The sequence below is a fragment of the Sphingomonas tagetis genome (genome assembly GCF_024211275.1).
GTDB classification, from domain to species: domain Bacteria; phylum Pseudomonadota; class Alphaproteobacteria; order Sphingomonadales; family Sphingomonadaceae; genus Sphingomonas; species Sphingomonas tagetis.
The window spans coordinates 234,485-252,866 of sequence record NZ_JAMLDX010000002.1 but is presented as its reverse complement, the minus strand read 5'-3'; the positions used below and the strand labels follow the sequence as shown (position 1 = coordinate 252,866).

The following is an 18,382-nucleotide window of genomic DNA, read 5'->3' as shown; positions in this document are numbered from 1 at the left end:
AACGGGAGAGGTCCATGGCACGGGTAGCGATCGTAACGGGCGGCACGCGCGGTATCGGTGAGGCGATCAGCGTCGCGCTCAAGGACATGGGGATGACCGTCGCGGCCAATTATGCCGGCAACGACCAGCGCGCGGCCGAATTCACCGAACGCACCGGGATCAAGGCGTTCAAATGGGACGTCGGCGACTATGACGCGTGCCAGGCCGGCATTGCCGAGGTCGAGGCGGCGCTGGGGCCGGTCGATGTGGTGGTCAACAATGCCGGCATCACGCGCGACGGCACGATCCTGAAGATGACCTACCAGATGTGGAAGGAGGTCATGGACACCAATCTCGGCGGCTGCTTCAACATGGCCAAGGGCACCTTCCCCGGCATGCGCGACCGCAAATGGGGTCGCATCGTCAATATCGGCTCGATCAACGGGCAGGCGGGCCAATATGGCCAGGTCAATTATGCCGCGGCCAAGAGCGGCATCCACGGCTTCACCAAGGCACTCGCGCAGGAAGGCGCGCGCGCCGGGGTGACGGTGAACGCGATCGCGCCGGGCTATATCGACACCGACATGGTCGCCGCCGTGCCGGCCGACGTGCTGGAGAAGATCGTCGCGAAGATCCCGGTCGGGCGGCTCGGTCAGGCGAGCGAGATCGCGCGCGGCGTGGCGTTCCTGTGTTCGGAGGAAGGCGGGTTCGTCACCGGATCGACGCTGTCGATCAACGGCGGGCAGCATATGTACTGAGCGCTTTTTGATCCAGCTTCGCTGGATCGCGGCGCCGGCCCGCTCCCCCACCCGGCCACCCATATGATACTACCGTTGGGTGGCCGGGTGGGGGAGCCGGCCTGTGCCGCAACCAGTTCAGCCTCGCTGAACTGAACAATCAGCCGCCGCCTTCTTGCGGGGGCGGCGCACCGGCTTGTCGGACAGCTCGATCCAGACCGGCGCATGGTCGCTGGTCTTTTCCCAGCCGCGCACGAACGAGTCCACTTCGGCCCGGACGAGCCGCTTGGTCAGTGCCGGGCTGAGCAGCAGATGGTCGATGCGCAGCCCGGCGTTGCGGGCATAGGCGTTCCGGAAATAATCCCAGAAGGTGTAGATCGTCTCGTCGGGATGCAGCGTGCGCAGCGCGTCGGTCCAGCCCTGGTCGAGCAGGCGGAAATACGCCGCGCGCACCTCCGGCGCGAACAGCGCGTCGTCGAGCCAGCGTTCGGGTTTGTAGACGTCGCGTTCGGTCGGCATCACGTTGAAATCGCCGGCGAGGATCACCGGCAGGCCGGATTCGATCAGCCCCGCGGCGTGATCGATCAGCCGGTCGAACCAGTTGAGCTTGTAATCGAATTTGGGGCCGGGGCGGGGGTTGCCGTTGGGCAGATAGAGGCCGCCGATCAGGATGCCGTTGACCGCCGCCTCGACATAGCGGCTGTGGGTGTCGTCGGGATCGCCGGGCAGGCCGCGCCGCGTTTCGTGGATCGTACCGGCGCGGCTGAGGATCGCGACGCCGTTCCAGCTTTTCTGACCGTGCCAGACCGCGTCATAGCCCGCCTCGCGGAGCGCGGCTTCGGGGAATCGCTCGTCCGGAGCCTTCAACTCCTGCAGGCAGACGATGTCGGGCGCGGTCTCGGCGAGCCAGCGCAGCAGCACGGGAAGGCGGCCATTGACGCCGTTCACATTGTAGGTCGCGATCCGCATCGCGCTGAAATCCGTGGCGCGGTGGACTCGTTCCGCCATGCGCCTGCTGATCGACAGGCGCTCGGCCAGTCGATAGGCTGCGCGGCTCCGAGGCGTGCGAGTATTCGGCGGGAAACAGGTGCTGCAGAACGCAACAGGGGCCGTGTTGACGGGAAGACCGGCCGGCATCGGCGCGGTCGGCCAGACCGGACAGGTGATCCGCATCGCCCGAGTCGCGTGCAGCGCGGTGATGATGGGCACCTATGCGCAGACGAGCGCGGGGTCGGTCGCCGACCCGGTGGGGGTGCTGCTGCTGTGCCATTTCCTGTGGGCGATCGCGGCGGCGCTGATCGTGCGGCGATGGTGGTGGCTGGACCCGCGGATCGCCCCGGCCGAGACGCTGGGCGACCTGCTGGTTGTGTCGGTCGCGCTCTATGCGACCGACGTCCTGCTCAGCCCGTTCTTCATCTTCGGCGTGCCGCTGTTCATGAGCGCGCTGCTGCGCTGGGGCTGGCGCGAGGCGGTGATCGTCGCGGCCGCGTTCGTGGCGGTCTATGTCGCCAGCATCTGGATCGGCTCGCAGCAACGCGGCGCGGATATCGACCATGTCCGGCTGCTGGCGCGTGTCGGCGGCTTCACGGTGCTGGTCGCGGTGGCGGCCTGGCTGGGCAGGCGGCGCCGCGCCGTCGTGCTGCGCGGCCTGCGCATCGTCGCCGGCGACCGCGACCGCACGCACACGCTGCTGGTCGAGCTCTGCCGGCTGGTCGGCGCCGACGCGGTCACGCTGGCGACCGTTCATGACCGGCGCGCGGTCTCGATTCGCTCGACCGATCCCGCCGTGGACGGCATCGCGCCGCGCTTTGCGCCGGAGCAATTGCTGGCGATGTCGCGGCGGTTCCTGTTCCAGCTCGATCCGCCGCGCAAGGTCATCGACCGCGGCTGGCTGTTCGGCCGCGCGTCGCTGAGCCGCCGCCTCGGCGCCTATGAGGTGCTGGCGAGCCTGAACGCGGAACGCGGGCTGGCGGTGCCGATTCGCGCGCAGGGGGTGCAGGGGGTGGTGCTGATCTCGCGTATCCGTACCATGGGCCTCGACCTGCTCGACCTCACGTCCTGGATCGCCGCGCAGGTCACGGCGGCGTTGCTCGACGATCTGCGCTTTCGTTCCGACCGCCGCGAAAGCCTGATGGAGGCGCGGTTGCGCGCGGCGCAGGATGTCCATGACACGGTCGTGCAAGCACTGGCGGGCACCATATTCCGGCTGGAGGCGCTCAAATCCTGGATCGGGGCGGGGCGCGAGCCGGCGGGCGAGATCGACCGGCTGATCGGCGACGTGCGCAGCGCGCAAAGCAATGTCCGCGACTATATCGGCCGGCTGCGCACGGATGGCGACTCGGGCGCGCCGTGCGACCTGCTTGGGGAGATCCGGGCGGCGGCGGACCGGTCGAGCCGGACCTGGGGCATCGCCTGTCTCGCTTTGGGACCGCGCGCGCCGGTGCCCGGCCCGGCCTGGTTCGGCCGCGAGCTCGCCATGCTGGTCGGCGAGGCGGCGTCGAATGCGGCGCGGCATGGCGGCGCCAGCGAGGTCACCGTTCGGCTGGCGCTGCGGCAGGATGAAATCGAACTCATCATCGAGGACAATGGCAGCGGTTTTCCCACCGCGCCGGACGCTTCGGCGCGACCCTGGTCGATCAACGATCGTATCCATGCGCTCGGCGGGACCTTGACATTACAGTCAAGCGGCGGGACTCGCATGGTAATGAACATTCCATTCGAGGAGCAGGATGACGAAACCTAGAATCCTTGTCGCCGACGACCACCCGCTGATGCTCTCCGGCATCGAGGCGGTGCTGCGCGACTCGGAATTCGAGGTGGTCGGCACCGCGCGCGACGGCGCGCAGGCGCTGGACATGATCCCCGCGGCGCGCCCCGACGTGCTGATCCTCGACATTGCGATGCCGGTCCGCACCGGCATGGACGTCGTCCGAACGCTGCGCGCACGGCACGACAAGCGCGCGATCGTGCTGCTCACTGCGCATATCAGCGACGCCGACCTGATCGAGGCGCTCGACCTCAAGGTGCAGGGAATCCTGCCCAAGGAAGGCGCCGAGACGCTGCTGGTCGCGTGCCTGCGCGAGATTTCGGCGGGCGGTCAGTGGATCGAGCGCTCGATCATGCAGCGCGCGCTGTCCCTGGCGATGCAGGGCAGCAAGAGCGACACCAAGATGAGCCTGCTGACGCTGCGCGAGCGGTCGATCGCGCAGCTGATCACGCGCGGCCTGCGCAACCGCGACATCGGCGTCGAGCTCGGCGTGACCGAGGGCACGGTGAAGCTGACGCTGCACCGCATCTTCGCCAAGCTGGAAGTCGCGAATCGAGTCGAGCTGGCGATGCTGATGCAGAAGGAAAGCGCCGCGCCGCCGACGCTCGCGCGCTGACATCGAAGATTCCACGCGATGATGACGAAGATTCTGCGGGTTGATGACTAAGATTCCACGCGATGATGACTTAATTTGGTATCGCCCTAATCTCACGTCAGCGGGATGTATAACTAAAGTTACATCCGTATAATCCTTAAGATGTCCTTAGTTTTTCCATAAGGTTGAATGGATCGCAGGTTACGACCTGCTTAAGAATCCATGAACATCGAGTCGGGGTGCATTCGCATTCCACGAGTTTTTTCACGGCGACACCCGTGAGGCGACTTGGCCCGATAGCCTTACGGGGAGGCAATGGTGCGGATTTCGGCACGGACTTTGGGGGTGATGGCGGCAGCGGGGCTGATGCTCTGCAGCGCCTCGGCATTCGCCCAGGGCACCCCCGGTGTCTATTACGCCGATCCCGGATACATTAACGGCTCGGCCATCCTGAACGTCCAGGTGAGCGCTTCGGTTGGCGGGCGTTGCGGGTTCGACGCGGGCGGCGTTCCGAGCGGCACCTATGACCAGCGCAACTTCGACGTCACCGGCTTCACCCACAATGTCGCGTTCAAGCTCGACTGCACGGGTCCGTCGCGCGTCGCCGTGGTCTCGACCAATGGCGGCCTGAAGACCGGCGGCACGGTGCCGGCGGGCTATGCGACGCTGGCGCCGTACAATGTGACGCTCGATCTCGACGGCGTCGGCGGCTCGAACCCCGACGCCACCCAGACCTGCGCGGTCGCCGATCTTTCGGCGTCGGCGGCTTCGCCCTGCACGTTCCGCGGTCCGGCCTCGACGACGGTGGGCCTGCGGCTCGCGCTGCCCGCGACGGCGGCCCAGACCTCATATCTGCGCGCCGTCGCGCCGATCTACAATCCTGCGGCCAATGGCGGCAACTATCTGGTTTCAGGTGAATATGCAGACACTTTGACTGTTACCGTGAGCGTCGCGCCGTGAGGGGGGGGGAACTCCCGCGCTCGCCGGCGCTCACCCGTAAATTGCGTTTTGCGGCAAATTCGCCGCGGTTCGTTGGGGAAGTTCAGCCCGGTTGCGTGCCGGCTTGATCAGGAGATGAAGTGATGAAGACCGTTCTTAGCATTCTTGCAGTTGGCACCGCGATGATCGCCGCGCCGGCGATGGCGCAGACCGTTACCGGCACCGTGAACATCACCGGTTCGGTGGCGCCCAAGTGCATCGTTGCGACTGACGCCAGCAATATGTTCACCGTCGCCGGCGCCACTGTCGCGCTCGGCGAACTGGCAGACACCGATGGCCGGCTCAAGCCCACCGGCACCATCGCAACCACTTTTGGTTCGGTGAGCGCCAAGGTCGTCTGCACGAGTGCAGCTCCCGAGGTCAGCGTCAAGGCCGATCCCATCGCGACCGCAGCGCCGGCCAGCACCGGTTACGACAACAGCATCGACTATCTCGCGAGTGTGAAATTCACCCGGGTTGGCGGCGACACGACCGTCACGAACGACAGCTCGACCGGCGTTGCCAGCACGGCGACCTTGGCCAGCCGCCTTGCGAATTCCGGCGATAACATTCTGGTGACTGCAAGCGCGTTCCAGACCAACGCGCCTACCGACCTGCTGGTCGCCAGCCCGAGCTATGCCGGCAAGATCACTGTCGTCGTAGGTCCCGGCATCTAATCCCAGTCGATCCGAAAGGGTATTTGACGATGCGTAAGTTGATCCTGGCTTCGGCGGTCCTCGCGGCCGCCACCGCCACCCCCGCGCTGGCTCAGACCAGCACCGGCAAGGTCACCATCAATGGTGCAGTGGCCCCGCGCTGTCTGTTCACCACCACCGATGCGGTGGTGAACGCCGGCGAACTGGCCTTGCCGGGGACCGGGACGACCGCGGGCCGGCTCGATACGAGCAAGCTCGATGGCCAGGCCCGTACGCTGGTCGGCTGGTGCAACGGCACCGCGTCGTCGGTGAAGGTCGAAGCGAAGCCGGTGGTTAACACCACCGTGCTGACCGCACCGACCGGGTTCGACCGCGTCGTCAACTACACCGCGACGGCCGTGGCAAACGGTGTCAGCGCGTCGGATGGCTCGGTTGATCCGGCGGTCGGCGCTTCCGCCACGGTGGCGGTGTTCACCGGCGACGTTGTCGTGACGCTGTCGGGCTCGTCCACGCCGACCGGCGGCTTGCTGGTCGCCGGCACCTATCTCGGCGAAACGGTCATCACGCTCTCGGGCGCGAATTGATCCGGCTGGTCCAGGGAGCACAGTCATGAGGGTTCTGATCTTGGGAATGGCGGCCGCAACGGCAGCGATGATCCCGGGAACCGCATCGGCCCAGCAGGCCACCGACACCTCGACCGGCACGGTCACCGTCGGCGGCACCGTGGCGCGGCTGTGCATCCTTGGCACCCCGTCGCGCGCCAATGTCGACGTCGGCCAGATGGCCGTCACGTCGGGCGCGCGGGTCGGGCGGATCGCGGTGATCGGCAGCCAGAGCGTGACGCTGCCCGGATCGTTCTGCAACTTCGCCGGCTCGGCGCTGACGGTGGCCGTCACCGCGCTGGTCCTGAACAATGCGGCACCGGTCCAGCCGGGCTTTTCCAAGGCGGTCAACTATACCGCGACCGCGACGAACTGGGCGGTCACCTCGACCGCGGCGACGTCGGCCGCGACCGCCGCGGGCGGGACGCCGACGGCGACCAGCACCGGGGCGACGCAGCCCACACCGAAGATCGCCGACGTCAATGTGACGCTGTCGGACTTCACCGCGCCGTCGGACGCATTGCTGACGGCGGGCACCTATAACGGCGTCGTCGTCGTGACGCTCGGTCCGGCTTAAGGGGAGAAATTGAAATGACCCGTTCCCTGATCCTGGCAGCCGGCGCGATCGCCGCGCTGTCGGCCGGCTCGGCCGCAGCGCAGAGCGCGACCGACACCAAACAGTTTACCGTGACCGGCAATGTCCCGGCGCTGTGCTCGGGCGGCACGATCGCCGGCGGCAACTCGACCTTCAACCTGGGCGTGCTGATCGACGTCACCACCGGGTTGCTGCGCACCGATCTCGCCGCGCCGAACAAGACGCTGACCGGCGCCTTTTGCAGCGGGCAGAGCACGATCACCGTCTCCGCGACGCCGCTCACGGCGCAGAACTTCACGGCGACGCCGCCGGCGGGCTTCTCGCGCGCGGTGAACTACACCGCCACGGCGAGCGGCTGGACGACGACCGCGGCGAGCTTCGCCACCGGGTCGGCGACGAACCCGGCGTCGGTGCAGTCGCGCGGGACCGCCTTTTCGGGCGACATCACGGTCGGCATCGGCACGTTCGGGACGAGCGGCGGCAACACGCTGCGGCTGGTCGCCGACACCAATTATGTGGGCGCGGTCACCGTCACGCTCACGGCGGTGAACTGAGATGACGCGGGTCGCGGCAATCGCTGCGATCGCGCTGGCGTCGGGCGCTTCGCCGGTCGCCGCGCAGACCCGCGTCGCCACCACCAACATGCCGGTCGTCGGCTCGGCGCCGCAGATCTGCACGCTGCAGCCGCCGCGGCTGGCCGGCGCGCTGACCAACTTCCGCGGGCTCAGTGGCGAGACGCTGCAGATCGACCAGATGGTCGATTCGACGACGCTGGCGACCAACGCCGCTCGTGCGGAGGTTCAGTTCGAAGCGGTCTGCACCTTCCCGCACCGGCTGCGCGTCGAATCGCAGAATAACGGGCTGTGGCGCACGTCGCAGACCGCGGGCGCGCCGGCTTCGCCGGGCTTCACCTATGCGGTGCCGTACAGCGCCGAAGTATCCTGGGCCGGCAACAACACCACGCTCGACACCGACGCGCTCTCGCGCCGCGTCGCCGAGCAGGGGATCCTCGTCGACGAACCCAGCGCCGGCATCCTGAATCTGCGCATCGTGATCCAGCAGGGCGCGTCGAACGTGCGGGCCAACGCGCCCGTCATCGCGGGCTGGTATGCTGACACGCTGCGCCTTGTGCTGGAGCCACGATGATGGTTGCGCGACTCCTGATCGGCACGCTGGCGCTCGCCGCCGCCCTGCCCGCCGCAGCGCAGAGTCCCGATGTTGCGCGCGGCCGCCTCGAGCTCGCCGGGCAGACACCGGCGGTGTGCCTGATCAAGACTGCGCGCGCGGGTAGCGCGCAGAATGCCAGCTTCACCTCGACCGGCGAGCGGAGCGGCGAGGTCCGCATCGCCGAGCTGGTCGATCCGCAGACCGCGCAGCCGCGCGCGGCGGAAATCGTGATCGAGCTGCCGGTGGTGTGCAACGCCGCGCACCGGCTGACGCTGACCAGCGCCAATGGCGGCCTGCTGCGCGATGGCGGCAACGCGCGCAATCGCCAGGCGCAGGGCGCGTTCGGCGAACTGCTCGGCTATCAGCTCGACGCCAACTGGGGCAGCCGCGTGCTGACGCTCAATGCCGGAACGGCATCGGTGGCGACGCTCGACGTGCCCGACGGCACCGCCGGCGACCTGTCGCTGCGGCTGTCGATCCCGGCGGGCGGGGGACCGCTGGTCGCCGGGCGCTATTCGGATACCGTGGTGATCGAGTTGAATGTATCCAGCTGATCAGGGGTCGGCTGTGGGGAGTGGATGCGTATGAAGTTGTTCAGGGGCCTAGTTCGGACCGTCGTCACGACGCTTGCAGCGGTGGCGGCGGTGTTCGCGTCGCCGGCCTGGAGCATGACCGTCCAGCCCGTGGTGATCGACCTGTCCGTGTCCGGCCGCGGCATGAGCCAGGTGATCACAGTCGAGAACACCTTCGCCACACCGCTGCCGGTCGAACTGCGCGTGCAGGAGCTCGGCTTTGACGAGACCGGCGTGAAAGCGACGGGCAAGGAGAGCGAGGACCTGCTGATTTTCCCGCCCCAGGCGCTGATCCAGCCGGGCCAGACACAGACCTTCCGCATCCAATATGTCGGCGATCCGGACCTCAAGGCCAGCAAGCATTATTATGTGACGGTGGCGCAGCTGCCGGTGAAGCTGCCGGAAGGCCAGTCGGCGATCCAGATCCTCTATAATTTCCAGGTGCTGGTGAGCGTTTCGCCCGCAGGTGCCAAGCCGGCGCTGGCGATCCAGTCGTCGGAGATCGGCAAGAACGCGCAGGGCAAGCCGGTGCCGGTGATCGCCCTGTCGAACAGCTCCGCGGCGCATGGCTATCTGTCGAACGGCCGCCTGCGGATCATTCAGTGGGACGCGTCGGGCAAGGAGGTCTTCCGCAAGATCCTCTCCGGCCCGGAAGTGCAGCAGACGATCGGCTTCGGTCTGGTGGGTGCCAATCAGGTCCGCAAGATGACGCTGCCGATTGAACTGCCGGTCGATGGGGGCAAGATCGATGCAACCTTCACGCCCGAGGGCTGACCGCGCACACCTGCTGGGCGGCTGTGCATTCGTCATGGTCGCGCTGCTGGCGCTGCCCGCGACGGCCGCCGAACAGGCCGGCGCGACGACGCAGGTGCAGGAGCGGCGCGTCACCATCCAGGCCCCGCCGCAGGTGGTGGCCGGGCAGCAGATGCGGCTCAACCCGACCGGGCGGCCGATCGCGCTGACCGTGCCGGTCAAGGACGGCACGACCTATCTCGGCGACATCCAGCTGACGATCATGCCCGACGACCGCATCGAGGTGCCGGCGCAGCGGCTGATCGACCTGCTCGCCAATGTCGTCAATCCGGACACGCTCAAGGCGTTGCAGGCGGCATCGACGTCGAGCGCCTCGCTGTCGCCGGCAGACTTCGCGTCGTCCGGCATCGATCTGCGCTATAATCCGCAGACGCTCGAGCTCAACCTAGTGATCTCCGCCGAACGGCGCGGTACGCGTTCGGTGTCGGTCAGCCCGCTGGACCGCGACCGCGTCGGCAACTTCGTGCAGCCGGCCGAATATAGCGCCTATCTCAACATCCGCGGCGCGCTCGACTATCTGCATGCCGGCGGCGATGTCGGCTTCGCCTCGCCGATCTTCTCGCTCGACGGCGCGACGCGCATCGGCAGGATCGTCGCCGAGGGCGAGGCGATCTGGCAGCCCGGCGCGATCGGCGTCGACTTCCAGCGGCTCGGCTCGCGCCTGGTGTTCGATGACGAATCCAATGTGATGCGCTGGACCGCCGGCGACCTGCAGACCACCAGCCGCGGCTTCCAGTCGGCGCCGGACATCGCCGGCATCTCGATCTTCCGCTCGTACAGCGTGCTCCAGCCGCAGCAGATCATCCGCCCGCGCGGTGACCGCAGCTTCCGGCTCGACCGCCCGTCGACGGTCGATGTCGAGGTCAACGGCCAGATCGTGCGGCGGCTTCAGCTCGCGCCGGGCAATTACGACCTGCGCGACTTCCCGTTCACCCAGGGCGCGAACGACATCCGCCTGTCGGTGCTCGACGATGCCGGGCGCACCGAGCTGCTGCGCTTCAACCTGTTCCTCGACCAGTCGCAGCTGGCCAAGGGGCTGAGCGAGTTCGGTCTCTATGCCGGCGTGCTCAACCCGATCGGGCCGCACGGCCCGCGCTACAGCGACGACTGGGCGGTGACCGGCTTCTATCGCCGCGGCTTCACCGACCAGCTGACCGCGGGCGTCAATTTCCAGGCCGACGAGCGCACCAAGATGGGCGGCGCGGAATTCGTCATCGCGACGCCGATCGGCGCCTTCGCAGGCAATTTCTCGATCTCCGACATCCGCAATTACGGCAGTGGGCACGCCGCCCGGCTGACCTTCCAGCGGCTGATCCAGCGCCGCGACGGCCAGGCGGATTCGCTGACGCTGTTCGCCGAGACGCGCAGCCGCCGTTTTGGCCCGGTCGGCGTGATCGATCCCGACAACCAGTTCTCGGCGGAGATTGGCGGTGGCTATTCGCATGCGTTCAACGAGCGCGTCTATGCCGGGTTCGACGGCCGTTATTCGATCGGGCGCGGCGCACAGCCCGACGTCCACAGCTATCGCGTGACGACCGGCTGGCGCATCTCGGACCTCGCCAGCCTGACGGTGGACGGGCGCTGGGAGCGTGACAGCGGCGGATCGCGTTTCGGCGCGCTCGCCTCGCTGGTCGTGCGGCTCGGCCGTTATTCCAGTGTTCGCGGCGATTACGACACGCGCGACAACCGCATGCGGGCGTCGTTCCAGACGCTGCACGGGCAGGGCGTCGGGTCGTACAACATCACCGCCGATGTCGAGCGCAGCGACCGCGGCTCGGGCTTCAATTTCAACGGCAACTATTACGCGAACCGCGCCGAGCTGGGCATCAGCCACTTCGGCACGTTCCTCGACACGTTCGGCACGCGCACCAGCCAGCGCACGTCGATGCGGGTCGGGACGTCGCTGGCGATCGCCGATGGCGCCTTCTCGGTCGGCCGTCCGATCTATGACAGCTTCGCGATCGTGAAACCGCACCGCACGCTGGCCGGCGCCGATGTGGTCGTCGAGCCGACGCCGTTCGGCTTCACCGCCAACAGCGGCGCGCTGAAGGCCGGCACGCATCCCAGCATCAGCTCCTATGCCGAGCGCACGATCACCGTCGATGCGCCGAACGCACCGGCGGGCGCCGATCTCGGCCAGGGCTCGTTCCGCCTGCTGCCGCCCTATCGCAGCGGCTACAAGCTTGAAGTCGGATCGGATTATTTCGTCACCGCGATCGGGCGCCTGCTCGATGTCGATGGCGAGCCGGTGAGCCTCGTGACGGGCACCGCCACCGAGCTGTCGAAGCCCGAGCGGACGCCGGTGACCGTGTTCACCACCCGCGACGGCCGCTTCGCCGCCGCTGGCCTCGCACCGGGCCGCTGGCGGATCGAGATGCTCGACGCCAAGAAATCGACCTTTATCATCACCATCCCGGCCGACACGAAGGGCCTTGTGCGCCTGCCGGAAATCCAGTCGGGGAAGGACCAGTGACCATGCGCTTCGGTAAATTTGGACTCATCCTCGCCGCGCTGGCGGGCGTGCTTACGGGCGGACAGGCGATGGCGCAGCAGCGCTGCGGCCTCACCACCGTTTCAGGCGGCGTCGCGACGGTGCAATATGATCCGTTCAGCCCCACCTCGTTCAACGCGATCGTCTCGAACCTTCAGCTGTCGCGCATCAACGGTCCCAACGGCTCCAAGTCGGCGGTGATCGACTTTTACATCAAGAGCAACAACACCGCGCTGAACGGGACGCATATCACGCCGCTTTCGGCGGTCGGATCGGGCAGCGGCTCCGGCTTCAACCAGGACATTTTCTTTGGCAGCGACGAGACGCCGCCGGCCCTGAACCCACCGGGTTCGGGTTCGCCCCCGGCGGGGCTGTTTCGCTGGACGTTCACCGGCAACAATGCCGCCTCGGATCTGTTCACGCTGAACGTCCGGCTCGAGCTGCCGGCTCAGCTCGACCTCAGCGCCGGCGCCACCCTGCCGTTCGACATCGCCTATTCCTGCTCAGGCACCGGCAATGGCGGCCCGTTCACCGAGACCGGCACCTATAGCAACGCGATCACGGTGAACGTCACCGTGCTGAGCGGGCTGCGCGCATCCTATGCCGGAACCGCGCTCAACTTCGGCGACGTCGGCGACAAGAGCACGCCCGACGTGCTGGGCGCTCCGGGGACTTACACGACCCCGCTCACCAATTATATCCGCGTCGAGAGTTCCGGGCCGTACAAGGTCGAGCTGGCCTCGCCGCAGAGCTATCGACTGACCTATCCGGGGGGCAATTTCGCGGTCGCGAACCAGTCGCTGCAATATAAGGTCCGCTTCCTCGGCCAGACGAAGACCACGGCGAGCCCGGTCTTCACGCCGGTGATCTGCCAGCGGGCCGGCCTTGCGATCGGATCCGACAATCTGCCGATCGCCGCGACCTTGCTGGAAGGCGGCCAGGCCAAGCTGACATCGCCAAATTACGGCGAAGTCCTGGTGGTCACCGTCACGCCGCTGCTGACAGCGAACGCGGTGGGACCCCAGGACTGTCCGGCCATCGCCTTACCGGCGCTGTAGGATCAGAGCGGGACGATCCGGAACGAGATCTGCGCCGAGCTGACGCCCTGCGGCACTTCCAGCGTGACGCCGCTATTGGCGATGCCGGCGCGGTCCGTCTTGCGGATGAGGGTCGATCCGCTGTCCGACAGCTCGACCTTCTGGCCGGCGACGATCAGGCTGCCCTCGGCCAGCGCGGCGGAGTGATCCGCGTAGATTTCGTAGCCGTTGGGATTGTTACAGAACTCTTCCAGCGTACCGAGCGAGACTTCGCCCGCCGCTGCCGGAACCGACGTGGCACCGACATTCGCGCGGCAGATGACGGGCACGAAGCCCGTGATCGTCAGCGTGAACCGGCCCGACCCGACGTTCAGCACGGGGCTGTTCGCCGAAGCGTTGACGGCAACGAAACTGCTTAGTGCGGCTGCGGCCAGCGCGCCGGTCTTGATCGCCCGAACCATGTTCGACTCCGAATTAATTGCAGGGTCGACACTAGGTGAGACGTTTTCAGTATTGGTTTCTCTGGCTGGTAAATGCCGGATTTACTTCTGAAACGTGCGAAAACCCGACAATCGCGGCTGGGCAATGCTTTAGCCGATACTGTTCGCAAGCTCGCCGCTCCGGTTGCGGCCGAACTGTGCATTTTTCTTCGCGGTGATCGGCCGGTCAGGCCTCGGGCAATGCGCGCTTTTCGATCGGCAGACGGATCGCGAGCAGCGTGCCCGCGCTGATCGCTTCCTCATAGGCGGTGCCGCCGAGCATGACGATGCGGCGCTCGAGCGAGCGCGAGGCGATACGCTCGTCGCCATCGGCGGCGGCGGCCGGATCGGGCGGCCGCCCGTCGGTCTTGATGCTGAGGAACAGCCGGTCGTCCCGCGTCGCCATGCTGACGACGAAGCGCCCGGCACCGGCATAGCGGACCGCGTTCGAGATCGCCTCGCGGATCAGCAGCTCGAGCTCCATCGAGAGATTGACCGACACCGGCAGCTCGGTCGCGCCTTGCGGATCGAGCCGGCAGGTCACCTGCCACTGGCGCGACAACAGTTCCAGCCGCCGGGCGATCAGCGCGACCAGATCGACGCTGTCCTTGCCGCCGGTCTGCCGCGCGACCATCAGCGCGCGCAGATTGACCTGCTCGGCGGCGATGATCGACACGATCTCTTCCAGCTCGGCGCCGATCTCGCCGCCGTCGCCGTCGAGCCGGCCTCGCAGCGCGCTGAGCTTGAGGCGCAGCCCGGCGAGCGTCTGGGTGATGCCATCGTGCAGGTCGCGACTCATCGCGGCGCGCGCCGAGGATTGCGCGCGCTCGAACCAGCGCCCCAGCACCTGCTGGCGGGCGAGCGCGGCGTTCATCGCGTCGCCGGTGCGCGCCGCCGCCTCGAGCAATGTCCCCGACGGCCGGCCGACGCCGAGCAGGATCGCATGGCCCTGCATCTCGCCCGCCTGGATCGGCACCCCGCACATCGGTTCGCCTGCGAACGGGAGTTCCGCCGGCAGCTGGGGCATCGGACCCTTTGCGCGCCGAACGAAGCCGCGCCAGTCGCGCAGCAACGCCGCGCCTTCGGCCGGATCGAACAGAAACGCCTGCTCGCTCCAGCCGGACGGGATCAGCGTTTCGGTCTGCGCGGCGGTGAGCTCGACCCGGACGAGACGGTCCTGATCGGCGCGGATCACATGCGCCGGGCCGTCATCCGCCGTCCGCCAGACGAACAGCACCTGCGGCGCATCGACGTGGCGCGTCAGCTCTGCCGCCAGCAGATCGAGCGGCACCAGCCGCGGATCGTCGACATCGGCCGACCAGCTCTCGTCCTCGGCCGGTTCCTCGTCCGCCCGCGCGGCGGCGGTCCAGCGGCCGAGCAGCATCATCGCGGCGAGATTGACCAGCCCGAACTGGAGCCAGACTGCGTCGCCGGTCGCGCCCGGCAGGCCGGTCAACGCGCTCAGGCTGGCCAGCAGGATCAGCAGGTCGAGCAGGAGCAGCCGGACCAGCAGCGAACGGCGCGACGGCGCAGAGGCGAGCGCGAACCAGACGAATGGAAGATACAGGGTCGGCGATGTCGCGCAGAGCACCAGCATCGCGCCGCACATCAGCACGTCGAGCGTCGCCGCGAGCATGCGCAGCCGCTGATCGACCAGCCACATGAAGAGATGCGCCAGCACGAACGCCAGTGCGATCGACCCATAGACGGTCAGCGCGGCTTCGGTGATCAGCTGCCACCGGTCGGCGCCTTCGTGAAAGCGCCAGGCGAGCGGCAGCGCGATCAGGACGAGCAGCAGGCGCGTGAGCACGACGATCGCGCGGCCGCCGTCGGCACCGTCGAACGCGCGGTCGAACACGCGCCGGATGCTGCTCCGGCCGGCCGGTGGACCGACGCGCGCGCCGACGTCCGCCTGCGCCTCGTCCGGAACTTCACGCGCGCTCATGACTTTGACCTCGAAACGTCCCCGACAGGGACAAGTTAACCATCCGGGAAGATCGCTCGTCTAGACCGGTTGCGAAATGACGGGCGAACATGACATGGTGTCGAACATGAAACAGCTGCGCCACCGCCTGAATGCACGCAGCGTGGCGCTGATCTGCCGGCTCGAAGTGGACCTTCGCATGCTGGGCCTGTGGTGGGTCGCGGCGGCGGCGTTCGCCAGCGGGTTGCGCATCGCGTTCGGCGGGCACGATCCCGCTGCTGTGGTGCCGAACCTTTTGTCCTACACGCTGCTGATCATGGCGCCGGTGGTGACCGTGTTCCTCGGCGTGCGCTGGTTTCCCAAGGGCGTGCTGCACGCGCAGCCCGAGCTGAGGCTGAGCCGGTTCGGGCGCTGGCGCGATGTCGACGCCGTGGCGGCGCGCGCGCTGCCGCTGTTCGGCGCGAGCGGCTTCATGGCCTCGCTGGTGATCGGCATCCTGCTCAACATCCCGCTGCGGACCATGGAGTTCATGACCGCGATTCCGGCGCTTCCCGCCGATGCGCCGCTGTGGTTCGCGGTGCTGCGGCAGCTGATGCTGCTCGACGTCGTGCTGATGACCAGCATGTACGCGTTCGCGGCGGTGCTCGCGCTGCGTCATGTGCCGAGCTTCCCGCGCTTCCTGCTTGCGGCATGGGGCATCGACCTGCTGCTGCAGATCGGCATTGCGCGCAGCATGGGCGCGCTGGGCGATCTGCCGCCGGCCGTCGCCGGGTCGCTGAGCGGGCTGCTGGAGGGCAATCTGAAGAAGGTGCTGATCAGCATGGCGATCTGGCTGCCCTATCTGATCCTGTCGAGGCGGGTAAACCTCACTTACCGCTGCCGCGTGCCGGATTGAGCGGATCGCGCCGCTTGTCGGCGACATGCACCACCGCCCATTTGTCGGCATAGAGGCGGCGCCAGCCGGGTTCGCGGTCGAGCTTCGCGACGAGCAGATCGTCGGGTCGCATGATCGTCCATCCGAAGTTCCAGCGCGCATCGGCGCGGCGCCAGCGCGTCATGTCGCCCCGTGAGATCTCGAAATAATCGGCGGTGAAGGCATCGCCATACATGTCGGAGCGGCCGTCGATGAACGGACGGATGCCCTCCAGCACCAGCAAGCCGCCGAAGCTGTATTCGTTGAACACCGGCTGCCCGCGCAGTTCGGCCGGCACCGCGCGCAACGCCGCCTGCGGCACGCCGCGGCTGTCGGGCCGCTCGAAGGGCAGCGCCAGCCGCGCCACGGCCAGGCCGGCGAGCAGCAGCAGCGCCACCGCGAGCAGCGGCCTCAGCTCCGCATGCCGCGCCTCGACCGGCGGACGGGGCCGCGGCGCGCCGTCGCTCCACGCCCGGCCGACCGGCTCGGCGAGCAGGATCGCGCCGAGCACGACCAGCACTGGCAGCTGGCGGATATGATCGAGTGCGAGATGCAGGAAGCCGAGCAGCATCAGCAGCCGGACGACGGGCACGCGGGTCGGGCGATAGAGCAGGAAGAACAGTGAAGAGAGCAGGATCACCTCGAACCCGCCAATCTCGCCGAACGAGGCGGGATTCCACTCGTTGATATATTTCAGCAGCTCGAGCCGGCTGACGTAGAAGGGATATTCATAGGCGTGGAAGCCCGCCGGATTGCACAGCCCGGCCACCAGCAGGATCGCGCCGAACAGCCCCCAGCCGCGCACGACCTGCCATCGCCGCTCGCGCTCCGCCTCGATCAGCGACTCCAGCCCGAACGCACCGGCGATCGCGATACCGACGATGAAGCTGGCATGGGCGTTGACCCACACCAGCATCAGCAGCCCCAGCCAGGGTGAGGGCGCGGCGCCGCGCTCGCGCGCGCGGATCATCAGCAGCATCCAGCCCGCCAGCATCGGCAGCGCGAACATGTGTGGCCGGGCGAGATAGGATGGCAGCACGGCGATGGTGACATAGACCAGCACCAGCGCCGCCGCGGCGGGCGGCATCCATTTGCGCAGATGCGCGGCGAGCATGAAGTAGAGCAGGCCGGCGGCGCTCGCGAACAGCAGCATCACGCCGCGCCATCCGGCGAACTGCCACGCGGCGAACATCGCGATCTCGCTCAGCCACTCATGCGCCATCCATTCGCGCCCGGCGGCGCTGAACGAAAAGGGGTCGGTGCGCGGGACCTGGAGATGCTCGACGATCCACGCGCCCGCGCCGATGTGCCAGCCGGTGTCGCCGTCGCCCAGCGCCTTGGGCATGAACAAGGCAAAGGCGAAGACGGTCAGCGGCGCCAGAATGAGGAGCAGAAGGTCGCCTGAGACGGCGCGCGACTCGGGCCGTTCCGTACCGCCCAACCCCGATTCTCCCCCATGCGAATCAGTCGAAAACTGGAACAACGATAGTTCAGGGTGAAGTTAACCGAATGTTCCGGGTAACGATACGTCTATCGACTGGAGTAAAGATATATATCGTTCGTTATAACGCGCGACGGATTGTTGTGCCGAGGTACAGTTTTAACCAAGAAACGCTTGTAACGAGTGTCCCCTTATAACGGCCGTGAAACGATTTAACCTATTGTAAAAACACAATAAAATGAAATTGGTTAACAAAACTTCGCGATAAGTGCTTGTTAAAACTCGTTAATTTTTAATTATTGACTTGGTATCCCAACAGGCAGGTAGTCGTCTCAGCGGATGTGATGGCGTGCTGGTCGGCGGGGGAAGCTGACCTGACATCGCGGTTCCGACTGAACCGCAGCGATCCAGCCGTTTGAAGATCGGGCAGTTTGCCCGTTGGGGAGATTATGAAATGTTCAAAGCTCTTTGGAATGACGAAAGCGGCGCTTCGGCCGCCGAATATGCGCTGATCCTGGCGATCGTGGGCACCGGCATTGCGCTGGCGGCGATCGCGCTTGGCGGCGCAATCAGCAACTCGATGAACGACGCCAAGAACTGCATCGCGGCGCCGGGCGCGGTCACCTGCGCCTGATT

19 protein-coding genes are annotated in these 18,382 nt (G+C 67.0%); 15 read left to right on the top strand and 4 right to left on the bottom strand.

Features of this window, described 5'->3' with window-relative positions; genetic code table 11:
• Nucleotides 1-14 precede the first annotated feature (14 nt).
• Complete coding sequence (gene phbB, locus M9978_RS03860) at nt 15-737, top strand: acetoacetyl-CoA reductase (protein WP_254291540.1); 723 nt, start codon at nt 15-17, stop codon at nt 735-737.
• 117 nt (nt 738-854) lie between these two features.
• Here phbB and xth read toward each other — a convergent pair whose 3' ends face one another.
• Nucleotides 855-1,685: an exodeoxyribonuclease III gene (gene xth / locus M9978_RS03855; protein ID WP_254291809.1), complete on the bottom strand. Its 831-nt coding sequence runs from the start codon at nt 1,683-1,685 to the stop codon at nt 855-857.
• Between the two features lie 145 nt (nt 1,686-1,830).
• On the opposite strand from xth, the gene M9978_RS03850 reads away from it, so the two are divergent.
• From M9978_RS03850 to M9978_RS03795, 12 genes are all read left to right on the top strand, one after another.
• Nucleotides 1,831-3,459 (top strand): sensor histidine kinase, encoded by a 1,629-nt coding sequence (locus tag M9978_RS03850; RefSeq protein WP_254291539.1) that lies wholly within the window; start codon nt 1,831-1,833, stop codon nt 3,457-3,459.
• Nucleotides 3,446-4,099: a response regulator gene (locus M9978_RS03845; RefSeq protein ID WP_254291538.1), complete on the top strand. Its 654-nt coding sequence runs from the start codon at nt 3,446-3,448 to the stop codon at nt 4,097-4,099. The genes M9978_RS03850 and M9978_RS03845 overlap by 14 nt, the downstream gene beginning before the upstream one ends.
• A 297-nt stretch (nt 4,100-4,396) precedes the next feature.
• Nucleotides 4,397-5,038: a hypothetical protein gene (locus M9978_RS03840; protein WP_254291537.1), complete on the top strand. Its 642-nt coding sequence runs from the start codon at nt 4,397-4,399 to the stop codon at nt 5,036-5,038.
• Nucleotides 5,039-5,157: 119 nt separating this feature from the next.
• Complete coding sequence (locus M9978_RS03835) at nt 5,158-5,733, top strand: hypothetical protein (RefSeq protein ID WP_254291536.1); 576 nt, start codon at nt 5,158-5,160, stop codon at nt 5,731-5,733.
• Between the two features lie 29 nt (nt 5,734-5,762).
• Entirely contained in the window at nt 5,763-6,296 is a 534-nt protein-coding gene (locus M9978_RS03830; protein ID WP_254291535.1) for a hypothetical protein, read from the top strand.
• Between the two features lie 25 nt (nt 6,297-6,321).
• Nucleotides 6,322-6,891 (top strand): hypothetical protein, encoded by a 570-nt coding sequence (locus M9978_RS03825; RefSeq protein ID WP_254291534.1) that lies wholly within the window; start codon nt 6,322-6,324, stop codon nt 6,889-6,891.
• Nucleotides 6,892-6,905: 14 nt separating this feature from the next.
• Nucleotides 6,906-7,463, top strand: coding sequence for a hypothetical protein (locus M9978_RS03820; protein WP_254291533.1), 558 nt, complete (start codon nt 6,906-6,908; stop codon nt 7,461-7,463).
• A 1-nt stretch (nt 7,464) separates the two neighbouring features.
• Nucleotides 7,465-8,055 (top strand): hypothetical protein, encoded by a 591-nt coding sequence (locus tag M9978_RS03815; protein WP_254291532.1) that lies wholly within the window; start codon nt 7,465-7,467, stop codon nt 8,053-8,055.
• Nucleotides 8,055-8,630, top strand: a complete 576-nt coding sequence (locus M9978_RS03810; protein WP_254291531.1) for a spore coat protein U domain-containing protein — start codon at nt 8,055-8,057, stop codon at nt 8,628-8,630. The genes M9978_RS03815 and M9978_RS03810 overlap by 1 nt, the downstream gene beginning before the upstream one ends.
• 30 nt (nt 8,631-8,660) lie before the next feature.
• Entirely contained in the window at nt 8,661-9,422 is a 762-nt protein-coding gene (locus M9978_RS03805) for a fimbrial biogenesis chaperone (protein WP_254291530.1), read from the top strand.
• Between the two features lie 34 nt (nt 9,423-9,456).
• Nucleotides 9,457-11,934 (top strand): fimbria/pilus outer membrane usher protein, encoded by a 2,478-nt coding sequence (locus M9978_RS03800; protein WP_254291529.1) that lies wholly within the window; start codon nt 9,457-9,459, stop codon nt 11,932-11,934.
• A gap of 2 nt (nt 11,935-11,936) precedes the next feature.
• Nucleotides 11,937-13,010 (top strand): hypothetical protein, encoded by a 1,074-nt coding sequence (locus M9978_RS03795; RefSeq protein WP_254291528.1) that lies wholly within the window; start codon nt 11,937-11,939, stop codon nt 13,008-13,010.
• A 2-nt stretch (nt 13,011-13,012) separates the two neighbouring features.
• On the opposite strand, the gene M9978_RS03790 is transcribed toward M9978_RS03795, so the two are convergent.
• On the bottom strand, nt 13,013-13,450 hold the full coding sequence (locus tag M9978_RS03790) for a hypothetical protein (RefSeq protein ID WP_254291527.1): 438 nt from the start codon (nt 13,448-13,450) through the stop codon (nt 13,013-13,015).
• Between the two features lie 205 nt (nt 13,451-13,655).
• Complete coding sequence (locus M9978_RS03785; RefSeq protein WP_254291526.1) at nt 13,656-15,413, bottom strand: sensor histidine kinase; 1,758 nt, start codon at nt 15,411-15,413, stop codon at nt 13,656-13,658.
• A gap of 76 nt (nt 15,414-15,489) precedes the next feature.
• Here M9978_RS03785 and M9978_RS03780 point away from each other — a divergent pair, with 76 nt between their 5' ends.
• Nucleotides 15,490-16,287 (top strand): DUF2569 domain-containing protein, encoded by a 798-nt coding sequence (locus tag M9978_RS03780; protein ID WP_254291525.1) that lies wholly within the window; start codon nt 15,490-15,492, stop codon nt 16,285-16,287.
• Here the strand turns inward: M9978_RS03780 and M9978_RS03775 are convergent.
• Nucleotides 16,259-17,746, bottom strand: a complete 1,488-nt coding sequence (locus M9978_RS03775) for a hypothetical protein (RefSeq protein WP_254291524.1) — start codon at nt 17,744-17,746, stop codon at nt 16,259-16,261. The two genes, M9978_RS03780 and M9978_RS03775, sit on opposite strands and share 29 nt — an antisense overlap.
• A 454-nt stretch (nt 17,747-18,200) precedes the next feature.
• On the opposite strand from M9978_RS03775, the gene M9978_RS03770 reads away from it, so the two are divergent.
• The gene (locus M9978_RS03770; RefSeq protein ID WP_254291807.1) at nt 18,201-18,380 is read left to right on the top strand and encodes a Flp family type IVb pilin; all 180 of its coding nucleotides are present in this window, start codon (nt 18,201-18,203) and stop codon (nt 18,378-18,380) included.
• Nucleotides 18,381-18,382 lie beyond the last annotated feature (2 nt).